This window comes from Shinella zoogloeoides, assembly GCF_020883495.1.
In the GTDB taxonomy this organism is placed as follows: domain Bacteria; phylum Pseudomonadota; class Alphaproteobacteria; order Rhizobiales; family Rhizobiaceae; genus Shinella; species Shinella zoogloeoides.
This window is the reverse complement of sequence record NZ_CP086610.1, coordinates 3,389,649-3,401,788: the sequence shown is the minus strand read 5'-3', so window position 1 is coordinate 3,401,788 and position 12,140 is coordinate 3,389,649. Positions and strand designations below refer to the sequence as shown.

Genomic DNA, 12,140 nt, shown 5'->3' with positions numbered 1-12,140 from the left:
CGCATTTCGGGTTATCACTGCGGGATGACGGATCGGAAGAAACCGCTTTATCGCAGCGTCAACACGCGGACCCATGGCGTGCGCCACGGCGCGGGCGGCGAATACCGCTGGTCGCGGCGGCGCGAGGACCGCGTGCATGACGGAGCCATGCGCGGCGGGCAGCGCCACGGGCTGGATTATACGCCGCTCTTCAGGTTCCTTCTGTCGCGGGTCGGTGAGGATTGGGATACGGTCTTCGCCGAGGCAGCGGCGCGGCTCGACAGGCACGAGCCGGTATTCTGGATGGTCGCGCGGTCCGAGGCGGAGGAAAAGCCCTTCGTGCGGATCGGCGAAAGCTCCTATTATTCCGGCCTGTTCGTGGATGAGGACAACAGGCTGCGGCTGGTCGATCCTGACCTCAGGGTGGAGCATATGGAACCCGGCTGCGCCTGTTGCACGCACACATTCAACGGCATCCCCTTCACGCGCAAATATTCTCCGCCGGCCGACTAGCCGGTTGCCGGTCACGCACCGCTGGCGAAGCGGCGGCGGACGGCTTATGACGGCGCTAGGGATTTCAGGGCGGAAACGATGGCAAGGCGGATCGGGATTGTCGGCGGCGGGCCGGCCGGGTTGATGGCGGCGGAAGTGCTGTCGGCGCGTGGCCATGCCGTAACGGTGCTGGAGGCGATGCCGACCATCGGCCGCAAGTTCCTCCTCGCCGGAAAATCCGGCCTCAACATCACCCATTCCGAACCCTATGCGCGCTTCGCCACCCGTTTTAGCGCGGCGAACGCGCGGCTGCGCACGGCGCTCGACGCCTTCACGCCGGACGATCTTCGCGCCTGGGCGCTGGGGCTTGGCACCGAGACTTTTGTCGGCACCTCCGGCCGGGTGTTCCCGACCGTCATGAAGGCCTCGCCCCTGCTGCGGGCCTGGCGCGCGCGGCTGGAAAAGCAGGGCGTCGATATCCGCGTGCGTCATCGCTGGACGGGTTTTTCGCCGGATGGTCTTCGGGTCGATACGCCGGAGGGCGAGGCGGTTCTGGCATTCGACGCGGTGCTGCTGGCCCTCGGCGGGGCGAGCTGGCCACGGCTTGGCTCGGATGCGGCGTGGGTGGAGGAGCTGGCCGAGCAGGGTGTCGGTATCGCCCCCCTCCGTCCCGCCAATTGCGGTTTCGACGTGGACTGGTCGCCCTTCCTCGCGGAGCGCTTCGCCGGTGCGCCGGTCAAGGGTGTCACCGCGCAGTCGGCGGCGGGGACGATCCCGGGCGAGTTCGTCATTTCGAAAACCGGCATCGAGGGCAGCCTCGTCTATGCCCATGCCGCTGCCCTGCGCGACGCGCTGGCGCAGGACGGGGCCGCGACCCTCGTGCTCGATCTTGTGCCGGGGCGGACTCAGGAGCGGCTCGCCGCAGATCTCTCTCGGCAGGGTGGTAAGGCGAGCTTTTCCACGCGCCTGCGCAAGGCGGCGGGGCTGGATGGTGTGCAGGCGGCGCTGCTGCGCGAATGCGTGCCTGCCGCATCGACACTCGACGCGAACGCCCTTGCGGCGGCGATCAAGGCCGTGCCGCTTTCCCTTGTCCGGCCGCGCCCCATCGCCGAGGCGATTTCCTCGGCGGGCGGCATTCGCTTCGATGCGGTCGACGAGACCTATATGCTGAAGGCGATGCCGGGGGTCTTTGCCGCCGGCGAAATGCTCGATTGGGAAGCGCCGACCGGCGGTTATCTCCTGACCGCCTGTTTCGCGACGGGCCGTGCGGCAGCCGCAGGCATCGATAGCTGGCTATGCGATCAGGCGAAATAAGCGAAGGTCAGCCGCGCCTTGGGGCGTGGCTGAGGCCGGCGGCGGCCATTTTCAGGGAGTCGAGATAGCGGTCGCGGTTGGCGATGCCATCGGCGCGCGGGGCGACGAGGCAGAGCGTGGCGGCCGCGTGGCCTTCGTCCATCACCGGCACGGCGAAGCAGTGCGTGAAGCTGTCGACGATGCTGTTGAAGGTGAAGAAGCCGTCGCGCCAGGCCTGACGCGCCTGCGCCAGGAAGGCCGCCGGTTCGAGCCATTCGCCGTTCGGCAGGCGAAAATCCTCCGGCGGAATGAAGGCGAGGATTTCCTCGTCCGTCATATGCGCGACGAGCAGGCGCCCGGAGGCGGTCCACGGGATCGGCACCGACTGGCCGATATCGGCGGAGATGCGGAAGGGTCGCGCGCCCTCGCGCATGCGCACGACGGTGTATTTGTTGCCGTCGAGCATGCAGAACTGCGCGGTCTCGCGCGTTTCGTCGGCCAGCCTTTCCAACGCCGCCTCGCATTCGCGGGTGAAGTCGAAATGGTTCTCGTAGGCCGCGCCGAGGAAATAGAGTTTGCGGCCGAGATAGACGCGGCCCTCGCCGCCGGTGAATTCGAGGATGCCGTTGCGCAGCAACAGGTTCACCAGCTCATAGACCGATGAGCGCGGCGCGCCGATCTGCGCGGCGATCTCGTTGGGCTTCAGCGCCTGCCGCTTCTGCCGCAGGAAGTCGAGGATCTCGAAGGCGCGGTCCAGCCCGCGAGCGCGCTTTCCCCCTGCTTCGTCGGTAATCGCATCCATCGCATCCATTCCCCGGCTGTCGTCGGCCAAGCTTCTCATGCCCACCGTCCCATCTGTCAATCCGCCCGCGGACGCTGGCTGGACGAAATTTCCTGCCCCCCTCTTGCGGGCTGGAAAAATCGGCATAAGATCGCGACGTCCATTATTAAGATCACTTGTACATTATATTGGACAATGACGGATGGCAAGCCCGAACGCTGGCCGCAAAAAGGGGAACACCATGAAGAATTCTGCAAACCGCTCGTCCGCCACGCTGCGTGGCCGCCTTCTGGCCGGCGCCGCTGCTGCCGCCGCGCTTCTCGCCATGTCCGCCGGCACCGCTTCGGCGGCCGCGAACTGCATCAAGGGCGATCGCAAGGCGCCCTACACGGTCGGCTGGGCGAACATCTATTCCGTACCGACCTGGATGAAGCAGACCGAAGGCACCATCGCCGCCGAGGTCGAGGAGCTGAAGAAGGCCGGTCTCGTCAAGGACCTGATGATCACGGACGCGCAGGGCAACGCCCAGACGCAGATCCAGCACATCCAGTCGATGATCGACGCCAATGTCGACGCCATCGTCGTCATTGCCGGCTCGTCCAACGCGCTCGACCGCGTCATCTCGGACGCCTGCGACAAGGGTATCGCCGTCGTGAACTTCGACAGCCTCGTCAACACCGACAAGGTGACGGCGAAGATCAACACCGATTCCAACGAATGGGGCGCGGGCGCCGCCAAGTGGCTTGCCGACCAGCTCGGCGGCAAGGGCAAGATCATTGTCATGAACGGCCCGGCCGGCATTTCCGTCAGCGATGACCGCCGCAAGGGCGCCCAGCCGGTTCTCGAAGCCAATCCGGGTCTCGAAATCATCACCGAGACGAACACCGAATACAACGCGGCCCCGGCGCAGGAAGCCATGACGAGCCTGCTCTTCGCCAATCCGGAAATCGACGGCGTGCTTTCGCTCGGCGGCGCGCTTTCGGCCGGCTCCGTCATGGCCTTCGACCGCCAGAGTCGCGAGCAGGTTCCGATCACCGGCGAAAACGCCCGCCAGTTCCTGGAACTGTGGAAGGAAAAGGGCCTGAAGGGCTGGGCCACCATGCAGCCGAACTGGCTGGGCGCGCTCTCGGTCTACACGGCCGTCCAGGCGCTCGAAGGCAAGGACGTTCCGGCCTTCATCAAGGTGCCGCTGCCGGTCATCGACGACAGCACCATCGACAGCTACCTCGCCCGCGCCGACCAGTTCCCGGCCGACGGCTACATCTACTCGGATTACGACAAGGCGCTTTTCGACAAGCTTCTGGCCCAGTAATTCCGACCCGAGGACGCCGTCATGACGGATGCAAAACCCCTGCTGGAAGCCCGGCAGGTGTTCAAGGGATTTTTCGGCAATCCGGTTCTCAAGGGCGTCGATATCGCCCTTCTTCCGGGCAGGGTTCACGCCCTGCTCGGAGAGAACGGGGCGGGAAAATCCACATTGATCAACCTTCTCTCCGGCGCCCTCCAGCCGGATAGCGGAGCCATCGTCGTCGACGGCAAGCCGGCCGGGCGCTTCAGCCCGGCCGCCGCCCGCGCGGCCGGCATCGCCGTGGTGCAGCAGGAGTTGAGCCTGACGGCCGACCTGTCGATCGCCGAGAATATCGGCCTCGGCGCCTTCCCGCGCCGCTTCGGCCTCATCGACTATGCCGCGCTTCACCGCGGCGTACGGGAGGTCTGCGACATGGTGGGCCTCACCGAGCCGCTCGACATGCCGGTCGCGGATCTCGCGCTCGGCCGCCGCCAGATGGTGGAGATCGCCAAGGCGCTCTACCGCAAGCCGCGCGTGCTCATCCTCGACGAGCCGACCTCCTCGCTCTCCGCCCATGAGGCCGGCATCCTCGCCCGCCTCATCGAGACGCTGCGCGATCGCGGCACAGCACTTCTCTATATCTCCCACCGCCTCAACGAGGTGCAGGCGCTCTGCTCGCATGTCACGGTGCTGAAGGACGGCGGCGTGACCGCCGACCAGTCGCTTTCCGGCATCGACGGCGAGGGGCTGGTGCGCCTGATGGTCGGCCGCGAGACGGGCGATCTCTTCCCGCCGCGCGCCGTTTCCAGTCCGGGCGCGCTGCGCATCAGCGTCGAAGGCTTTTCCGCCGGTCTTGTCCGCGATATCGGCTTTTCCGCGCGGGCTGGCGAGATTGTCGGCATCGGCGGGCTGGTGGGCCAGGGGCAGGAAGACCTGCTGCTCGGCCTCTACGGCGCCATTCCCGCCAAGGCGGCGAAGGCGGAGATTTCCGGCAAGCCCGGCCTTCCCGCCCATGTCGGCGCGGCCAATGCCGCGGGCCTCGTCTATGTGCCGGCAGACCGCAAGCATGAGGGGCTGGTTCTGCCCCATTCCATCGCCTCCAACCTCATCCTGCCCTCGCTCGGCCGGCTGGCCCGCGGCGGCCTTCGCGACCGGACGGCGGAGACCGGCCTGATCGCCGATCTCGCCCGCCGCCTCACCATCAAGGGCGATGTCGCCCGTCCGGTGCAGGCGCTTTCGGGCGGCAACCAGCAGAAGGTGGCGCTTGCCAAGTGGCTGCCGCTCGATCCTTCCGTGCTGCTGCTCAACGATCCGACGCGCGGCGTCGACATCGAGACCAAGCGCGAAATCTACCACATGCTGCGCGCCTTCGCCGCCGAAGGCCGGCTCATCGTCATCGTCAGCTCCGACACGCCTGAACTCGTGCATCTCTGCGACCGCGTCGTGGTGCTGCGCGAGGGACGCGTCGCCGCGCAATTGTCCGGCACGGCGATCACCGAAGAGGCCATTGTCGGCGCGGCCATGGGCGTCAACACAGAAGGAGCGGCCGCATGAGCGCTGTTTCGTCCCCAAGCTGGCTCTACGGCGCCATCCAGCGCCGCCGCAACCGCAGCCTCGGCGGCCTCTATCTCGTCGTCGCCGCCTTCCTCATCCTCTATGCCGTGCTCTTCCCCGGCATTCTCTCGGTCGGCGGCTTCTCCAAGTTCACGCAGAACTGGTTCCCGCTCGCCCTCGTCACCATGGCGCAGGCGCTGCTCATGCTGAACGGCGGCATCACGCTCGCCATCGGCCCGCTCGTCAGCCTCGGCGCGGTCATCGCCGCAACCACCATGGGCACGGCGCTCGGCGTTCCCGGCGGCTTCCTCGCCGTCGCGATCACCGGCCTTGCCATCGGTGCCGTCATCGGCGTCATCGTCGCGCATCTGAGGCTCCCCGCCATCATCGTCACGCTTGCCGGCTCTTTCATCATCACCGGCGTCGCGCTGATCCTCCTGCCGCGCCCGGGCGGCTTCATTCCGGACTGGCTGTCCAACACGCTTGCCGGCCACACGCCCGTCGCCTTCCTGCTGCTCGTCGTCGTCCTCCTTCTCTGGAAGGCGTTCCTGGCTACGCCACTCGGCCTCGGCATCTATGCGGCCGGCGACAATCCCGTCGGCGCGTTCCGCTCCGGCGTGCCGGTCGAGCGGGTGAAGATCGTCGCCTTCGCGCTGTCGGGCCTGCTCGCCGCGCTTGCCGGCCTCTTCGTCGCGGCGCAGACGGGCTCGGGCGATCCGGTCATCGGCGCACCCTTCACGCTGAATTCCATTGCCGCGGCCGTGCTCGGCGGCGTCGGCTTCCTCGGCGGCAAAGGCACGATGCGTGGGGCGATCTGCGGCAGCCTGCTGCTCTCGGTCATGATCAACGTGATGTTCTTCCTCGGCTTCCCGCCGGTCGCGCAATATGTCGCGCAGGGTCTGATCATCGTCGGCGCCGTCGCGGTGCCGGAACTGCTCGCACAATGGAGGGCAAGGCGATGAATGCCGCTCGTTCCCTGTTCCGCAATCCCCCGCTCCTCACCTTCGTGCTCGTGGCGCTGGTCTGGCTTGTCGCCAGCGTCACGCTGCGCGGCTTCGGGGCCTACGGGCACCTGCGCTACCTGCTGGAGCTTGCCGCCGTCATCGGCATCGCCGCCGCCGGCCAGACGCTCGTCATCCTGATGGGCGGCATCGACCTTTCCGTCGGCGCGGTCATCACCGTCACCGCGATCCTGCTGCCGATCATCTCGCCCGCCTGGGATCCGACCGGCCTCGTCGGCATCGCCCTCGTGCTGGCCATCGCCACCGGCATCGGCTTCCTCAACGGCGCGGGCGCGGCCTACCTTCGCGTGCCGCCGATCATCATGACGCTCGCCATGGCGACCTTCCTGCAAGGGTTGCTCGTCATCGTCGCCGGCGGCAGCGCCGTCACGGTCAGCAATCCGGCCGTCATCCTGCTCGGGCAGGCGCGTCCGCTCGGTGTGCCGGCCGGCGTCCTCCTCTGGCTCGCCGTCTCGGCCGTCGTGCTCATCCTGATCCACCGCATGCCCATCGGCGCGCGGTTCCTCGCCATCGGGGCCAATCCGCTCGCCGCTCGCCTTTCGGGCGTCAGCCTCACGCGCAACACGCTGATCCTCTATGCGCTCTCCGGCTTCTTCGCGGGCCTCGCCGGCATTCTCGTGCTCGGCATGAACCGGCAGGGCTATGTCGGCATCGGCGATCCCTATCTGCTGACGTCGATCGCCGCCGTGGTGCTCGGCGGCACCTCCATCCTCGGCGGGCGCGGCACCTATGCCGGCACCATTCCGGGGGCGATCCTGCTCGTCACCACGACGGCGCTGATCACGGTGGTCAATGCCTCGCCCGGCTGGCGCTCCATCATGTTCGGCACGCTGATCCTGGCGCTCCTGCTCATTTCCGGCCGCGAGGCCCGGCGATGACGCTGCGCTACGGCGGGCCGGTCATCGACCCGCACCACCATCTCTGGGACCTCTCGCTCAACCGCCATCCCTGGCTGGAAAAGGCACGCGGCGAGGGGACCGAGATGGTGTTCGGTAGCCTTGCGCAGATCCTCAGGGATTATGGTATAGAGGACTATCTGGCGGATGCCGCACACCAGAACGTCGTCGCCACCGTGCATGTCGAGGCCGGTTGGTCGGATGCGCACCCGCTGGAGGAAAGCCGCTGGCTCGACGGTCTCGACCGTACCTCGGGCGTCGCGCGGCGCTACATCGCCCGCGTTCCCCTCGACAGCCCCGATGCGCTTCGCCTCCTCGAAGCGGAGGCGGCGAACCCGAATGTCGTCGGCATCCGCGATATCGTGAGCTGGCACCCCGAGCCGGCCAAGAGCTTCGCGCCCCGTCCTCACCGCATGGCCGATCCCGTCTGGCGGGCGGGCCTAACCCATCTCTCCCGCCTCGGCCTCGTCTTCGACCTCATGCTCTATCCCTGGCAGATGGAAGAGGCGTTGCATCTCATGCGATCCTTCCCGGACACGCTCTTCGTGCTCAATCACGGCGGCAGCCCGGCCGACCGCAGCGAAGAAGGCATGGCGCTCTGGCGCAAGGGTCTGCGCGCCCTCGGCGGGGAGCCGAATGCCCGCCTGAAAATCTCCGACCTCGTCGCCTACGACAATGACTGGACGCCCGAAAGCCTCGGCGCGGTGATCGACCATTGCCTGGACTGTTTCGGCCCGTCGCGCTCGATGTTCGCCAGCGATTTCCCGGTCGCCGGGCTGCACGCCTCCTTCGACGCGGTCTACGACGTCTTCCGCAACGCGGCTGCCTGTCTTTCGCTCGACGAGCAGCGCGCCCTTTTCTTCACCACCGCCAACGAGACCTACCGTCTCGGGATGGGAGAGCACCATGTATGACCTTCACACCACCGGAACCGGCAATCCCGTCATCGACGACCGCATCCGCGGCTTTCCGCCGGGCCATGCGCCGCTGCCGCTCGAGGCTATCGGCGGCAAGGGCTGGAAGCCCTATGACGGGAAAATGGCGCTGCCGCTGATCTCGCTCGACCAGCAGGCCTTCGCCACGAATGTTGACCTGATGATGGCCTATGTGAAGGATCACGGCGTCGAAATCGCGCCCCATGCCAAGACGCCCATGTCGACGGCGATTTCCGGCGCGCTGCTGGCCGCCGGTGCTTGGGGCACGACCGTCGCCGATATCAGGCAGGCCGCCGTGATGCTGAAGGCCGGCCAGCGCCGGCTGATCCTCGCCAACGAGATCGGCGGTGCCGCCGCTGCCCGCCGCCTCGCCGCCCTGCTCGCCGGCTATCCCTCGGCTGAGGTGCATATCTTTGTCGATTCCGTGCCGTTTGCCGAAGCGCTCGTCGCAGCCTGGGCCGGATGCGCCGACCTGCCGCCGCTCGGTCTGCTGGTGGAGTTCGGAGCCGGGCGCGCCGGTGCCCGCAGCACTGATGCCGCGAATGCGATCCTCGACGTGATCCTTCCGGCCGAAAGCCAAAACTTCAGGCTCACCGGCATCGCCGCCTATGAGGGCGCGGCCGCAACGGCGGATGCGGACGAGACGCTGCGCCGCATCGATGGCCTGATGGACTTGACCGCCGCCTTCCTCCCCACGGTGCGCGCCCGCATCGGCAAGGAGCGGCCGCTTCTCGTCACGGCCGGCGGCTCGGTCTTCTTCGACCGTGTCGTCGCCGGTCTTTCCGCCGCCGTTTCGGCCGATCCCGATTGCAAACTGATCCTGCGCAGCGGGGCGATCTTCCTCCACGATCACGGCGTCTACGAGCGCGGTCTGTCCGGCCTCGATGCGCGCGAAGGCTTCCGCTTCGGTGGCAAGGTCCATTCGGCGGCGCGGGAATTCCAGCCGGCGCTGCGCGTCTGGGCGGAAGTGCTGTCGCTGCCGGAGCCCGGCCTTGCCATCTGCGGCATGGGCCTGCGCGACGTCGCCATCGACCAGGGCCTGCCGCGCCCGCTGGTGCTTTACCGTGACGGCGCGAAGGCCGCCGACTTCACCAGCGCCGAGGTGCTGCGCCTCAACGACCAGCACGCTTTTGTCACCCTTCCGGCCGGCAGCGCGGTCGCCGTGGGCGATGTGGTGGAGTTCGGCATCTCCCACCCCTGCACCTGCCTCGACCGGCACGCCATCCTCTACGGCCTCGACCCCGACCATCAGGTCGTGACGGCCTACCTCACCAGCTTCGGCTGATCCTCCCAGGACGAAAGGAAAACACCATGATCCAGCGTTACCAGAAGGGCTCGCGCATGAGCCAGGCCGTCTCCTATGGCGGTCTCGTCTACATTGCCGGCCAGGTCGCGGAAAACCGCAAGGCCGGCATCGAGGACCAGACGCGCGACGTGCTCGGCAAGATCGACGCGCTGCTCAAGGAAGCCGGCACAGACCGTTCGAAGCTCCTCGCCGTCAACGTCTTCCTCCCGGCCATCGTCGATTTCGACGCCATGAACAGCGTCTATGACGCCTGGATCGACCCGGTGAACCCGCCGGCCCGCGCCTGCGTCGAGGCACGCCTTGCCGACCCGGACCTGCGCGTCGAGATGACCGCCGTCGCGGCGCTCTGACCATGCATAGCGGCGTCGTCAACCCGATCGATTTTGCGGCCGAGGGTCGGCAGGACGGCCATCTCGCCATCCCCTATTCCGTCGACCGCTCGCCCTATTACCAGATTCGCATCCCGATCCTGCGCCTGAAGAACGGCGCGGGGCCGAGTCTCCTGCTCATGGCGGGCAATCACGGCGACGAATATGAGGGCGAACTGCAACTCGGCCGGTTGATGCGGCTGCTCGACGTTGCAAAAATTCGCGGCGCTGTCACCATCCTGCCCATGGCGAACCTGCCGGCGGTGATGGCGGCCCGGCGCTGCTCGCCCTTCGACGGCGGCAATCTCAACCGCGCCTTCCCGGGCGACCCCGCTGGCACGCCGACGGCGCGGCTTGCCCATTTCCTGGAGCATGTCCTGTTTCCGCAGCACGAGGCTGTGCTGGACCTGCATTCAGGCGGCACCTCCATGGCCCATCTCGCCTGCACGCTCATCGAGCGGCAGGCCGATCCGGCGCGTTTCCAGCGCTCGCTGGAGCTGATGCGGGCCATGGGCGCGGGCCACGCCTTCATTGCCGACAACGGGCCGGCAGCGCCGACCTCGATGGGTGCGGCGGGCCGTGCGGGCACGATCGGTCTTTCCGGCGAATTCGGCGGCGGCGGTACGGTGACGCCCGACAGCATGGCCTTCACGGCGGCGGCGATCGACCGCCTGCTCGTGGCGCTCGGCATTACGGAGGGGCCGGTTCTCTCGCGGCAGGCGCTGCCCGCCTCGCCGGACCTGCAGCTTCTCTCGCTCTCGCGGCACAGCCAGGGCATCTATGCCAACCGGCGCGGCTGGTTCGAGCCGGCGGTTGCGCTCGGCGCGCGTGTTGCCGCCGGCGATCTTGCCGGCTGGTATCACGATCTGGAACGGCTGGATCAGCCGGAAGAGGCGCTGCGCTTTGCCGAAGGCGGCATTGTCATTTCCCATCGGCTGCACACCGACAGCCAGGCGGGCGATTGCCTGATCCAGGCGGCCGAGCCGATCAGCGGCTGATGGCCGCGACCGTCTCGCCCACCCAGTCGAGGCGTTTTGCGGGAATGAGACCGTAATTGTAGAAATTGACGCCGTCGACGCCCGCTTCGACGGCGTTTTTCACGCGCGCCGTCAGGATCTCGGGGCCGTCGACTTCCGGATAGAAGACGCGCAGGCCCAGTCCGAGGAATTTGTCCGGGCCAAGAATCGCCCGGCCGGTGCGGATGACCTCGCCCACGGCTTCCGGCGTCATGTCGTAGCAGCAGAGGATCGCCCCGTCGCAGAGCTTGCCGACCGCGTCGAGATCGACGCCGCCGAGCCAGGCGTCCTTGAGGTCGATCAGCACGATGCGTGTCGCCGGGTCTGCGGCGGCCTTGATCGCGCCGATCAGGCTCGTCACCGGCTCCGTGCGCCATGCGAGGAAAGCGTGGAGTTCGGGATAGGCGCGGAAGGCGTCGATGCCGGCTTCGGGGAAATCGGCGAACTGTTTTTCCGGCACGGCCCGCTCGCAGGTCTCCGCGATGAAGCGCACCACGGTCTTGCGCGCGGCGTCCACGGGCACGCCCGCCTTCTGGGCCCGGGCCGTGCAATGGTCGCAGAAGCAGAGCGAGAGCAGGAAATCGTCCTCGGCATTGAGGCCGACGCCGTCCTTCTCGTGATGATGTTCATGGGCGTAACCCATGAAGTTGGGGCTTTCCAGCTCCAGCATGTCCGGCTTGTAGTTCACCGTGATGTCGCGAACGAGCGTGACGACATAGTCGCGCGCCGCCGGGCTGGAGGGGCAGAGATTGTAGTAGTTGGCGTTGCCGAAGGCGTTGCGGGTCACGTGGTCGGGATGCAGCGTGCCGAGGCGGGTATTGTGCAGGCAGACCGTCCAGCAGGAGACCTTGAGGCCGGTCGTCGCGCGCGCTTTGGTCAGCGCTTCTAGCATGTCGCCGCGCTCGATGAGGTTCTGCGCCACCAGCGGCTGGATTTCCTTGCCCTGCCAGAGGCTTTCGTCCGGGCGGAAATAGATCGTTCCGTCTTCCGGGAAATAGGCTTTCTGCTGCGGGCTGCGCGGCTGCAGGAAGCGGCCGGCGTGATAGGAGGTCGCCATGCTGACCGTGTTCAGCCCGGCGCGGCCGGCAAGGTCGGCGGCGAGCGTTTCGAGCCCCTGGTCCTGAATGTCCCAGGGATAGGTCCACATGGAAAGATGCATGATGTGCTCCGGTCAAATATGTCCATTATGTAGAACATGCGTCCATAATAG

12 protein-coding genes are annotated in these 12,140 nt (G+C 67.1%); 10 read left to right on the top strand and 2 right to left on the bottom strand.

The annotated features are described in order from the left end of the window. Positions 1 to 24: 24 nt before the first annotated feature. Together K8M09_RS16715 and K8M09_RS16710 are read left to right on the top strand one after the other, a co-directional pair. Entirely contained in the window at positions 25 to 492 is a 468-nt protein-coding gene (locus K8M09_RS16715; protein WP_160786267.1) for a hypothetical protein, read from the top strand. Between the two features lie 78 nt (positions 493 to 570). Beyond that, entirely contained in the window at positions 571 to 1,785 is a 1,215-nt protein-coding gene (locus K8M09_RS16710) for a TIGR03862 family flavoprotein (protein WP_160786268.1), read from the top strand. Positions 1,786 to 1,792: 7 nt separating this feature from the next. On the opposite strand, the gene K8M09_RS16705 is transcribed toward K8M09_RS16710, so the two are convergent. After that, positions 1,793 to 2,566, bottom strand: coding sequence for an IclR family transcriptional regulator (locus tag K8M09_RS16705; protein ID WP_160786287.1), 774 nt, complete (start codon positions 2,564 to 2,566; stop codon positions 1,793 to 1,795). Positions 2,567 to 2,786: 220 nt separating this feature from the next. On the opposite strand from K8M09_RS16705, the gene K8M09_RS16700 reads away from it, so the two are divergent. From K8M09_RS16700 to K8M09_RS16665, 8 genes are read left to right on the top strand one after another with little or no spacing between them, the layout of a single operon-like run. After that, on the top strand, positions 2,787 to 3,857 hold the full coding sequence (locus K8M09_RS16700) for an ABC transporter substrate-binding protein (protein ID WP_160786269.1): 1,071 nt from the start codon (positions 2,787 to 2,789) through the stop codon (positions 3,855 to 3,857). 21 nt (positions 3,858 to 3,878) lie between these two features. Continuing rightward, complete coding sequence (locus tag K8M09_RS16695; protein WP_160786270.1) at positions 3,879 to 5,387, top strand: sugar ABC transporter ATP-binding protein; 1,509 nt, start codon at positions 3,879 to 3,881, stop codon at positions 5,385 to 5,387. Further along, positions 5,384 to 6,349: an ABC transporter permease gene (locus K8M09_RS16690; RefSeq protein WP_160786271.1), complete on the top strand. Its 966-nt coding sequence runs from the start codon at positions 5,384 to 5,386 to the stop codon at positions 6,347 to 6,349. The genes K8M09_RS16695 and K8M09_RS16690 overlap by 4 nt, the downstream gene beginning before the upstream one ends. Continuing rightward, positions 6,346 to 7,287: an ABC transporter permease gene (locus tag K8M09_RS16685; RefSeq protein WP_160786272.1), complete on the top strand. Its 942-nt coding sequence runs from the start codon at positions 6,346 to 6,348 to the stop codon at positions 7,285 to 7,287. Before K8M09_RS16690 ends, K8M09_RS16685 begins: the two co-directional genes overlap by 4 nt. Continuing rightward, positions 7,284 to 8,219: an amidohydrolase family protein gene (locus K8M09_RS16680; protein ID WP_160786273.1), complete on the top strand. Its 936-nt coding sequence runs from the start codon at positions 7,284 to 7,286 to the stop codon at positions 8,217 to 8,219. The genes K8M09_RS16685 and K8M09_RS16680 overlap by 4 nt, the downstream gene beginning before the upstream one ends. Then, complete coding sequence (locus K8M09_RS16675; RefSeq protein WP_160786274.1) at positions 8,212 to 9,525, top strand: alanine racemase; 1,314 nt, start codon at positions 8,212 to 8,214, stop codon at positions 9,523 to 9,525. The genes K8M09_RS16680 and K8M09_RS16675 overlap by 8 nt, the downstream gene beginning before the upstream one ends. Positions 9,526 to 9,551: 26 nt before the next feature. After that, a complete protein-coding gene (locus tag K8M09_RS16670; protein WP_160786275.1) occupies positions 9,552 to 9,896 on the top strand; it encodes a RidA family protein in 345 nt (114 codons plus the stop codon). A 2-nt stretch (positions 9,897 to 9,898) separates the two neighbouring features. Beyond that, entirely contained in the window at positions 9,899 to 10,912 is a 1,014-nt protein-coding gene (locus K8M09_RS16665; RefSeq protein WP_160786276.1) for a succinylglutamate desuccinylase/aspartoacylase family protein, read from the top strand. Here K8M09_RS16665 and K8M09_RS16660 read toward each other — a convergent pair. Continuing rightward, positions 10,902 to 12,089, bottom strand: a complete 1,188-nt coding sequence (locus tag K8M09_RS16660) for a hypothetical protein (protein ID WP_160786277.1) — start codon at positions 12,087 to 12,089, stop codon at positions 10,902 to 10,904. The two genes, K8M09_RS16665 and K8M09_RS16660, sit on opposite strands and share 11 nt — an antisense overlap. Positions 12,090 to 12,140: the final 51 nt, after the last annotated feature.

Bases quoted from the DNA above. Each gene is read 5' to 3' on its own strand.
- K8M09_RS16715 (WP_160786267.1), top strand. From the start codon at position 25: ATGACGGATCGGAAGAAACCGCTTTATCGCAGCGTCAACACGCGGACC.
- K8M09_RS16710 (WP_160786268.1), top strand. From the start codon at position 571: ATGGCAAGGCGGATCGGGATTGTCGGCGGCGGGCCGGCCGGGTTGATG.
- K8M09_RS16705 (WP_160786287.1), bottom strand. From the start codon at position 2,566: ATGGATGCGATTACCGACGAAGCAGGGGGAAAGCGCGCTCGCGGGCTG.
- K8M09_RS16700 (WP_160786269.1), top strand. From the start codon at position 2,787: ATGAAGAATTCTGCAAACCGCTCGTCCGCCACGCTGCGTGGCCGCCTT.
- K8M09_RS16695 (WP_160786270.1), top strand. From the start codon at position 3,879: ATGACGGATGCAAAACCCCTGCTGGAAGCCCGGCAGGTGTTCAAGGGA.
- K8M09_RS16690 (WP_160786271.1), top strand. From the start codon at position 5,384: ATGAGCGCTGTTTCGTCCCCAAGCTGGCTCTACGGCGCCATCCAGCGC.
- K8M09_RS16685 (WP_160786272.1), top strand. From the start codon at position 6,346: ATGAATGCCGCTCGTTCCCTGTTCCGCAATCCCCCGCTCCTCACCTTC.
- K8M09_RS16680 (WP_160786273.1), top strand. From the start codon at position 7,284: ATGACGCTGCGCTACGGCGGGCCGGTCATCGACCCGCACCACCATCTC.
- K8M09_RS16675 (WP_160786274.1), top strand. From the start codon at position 8,212: ATGTATGACCTTCACACCACCGGAACCGGCAATCCCGTCATCGACGAC.
- K8M09_RS16670 (WP_160786275.1), top strand. From the start codon at position 9,552: ATGATCCAGCGTTACCAGAAGGGCTCGCGCATGAGCCAGGCCGTCTCC.
- K8M09_RS16665 (WP_160786276.1), top strand. From the start codon at position 9,899: ATGCATAGCGGCGTCGTCAACCCGATCGATTTTGCGGCCGAGGGTCGG.
- K8M09_RS16660 (WP_160786277.1), bottom strand. From the start codon at position 12,089: ATGCATCTTTCCATGTGGACCTATCCCTGGGACATTCAGGACCAGGGG.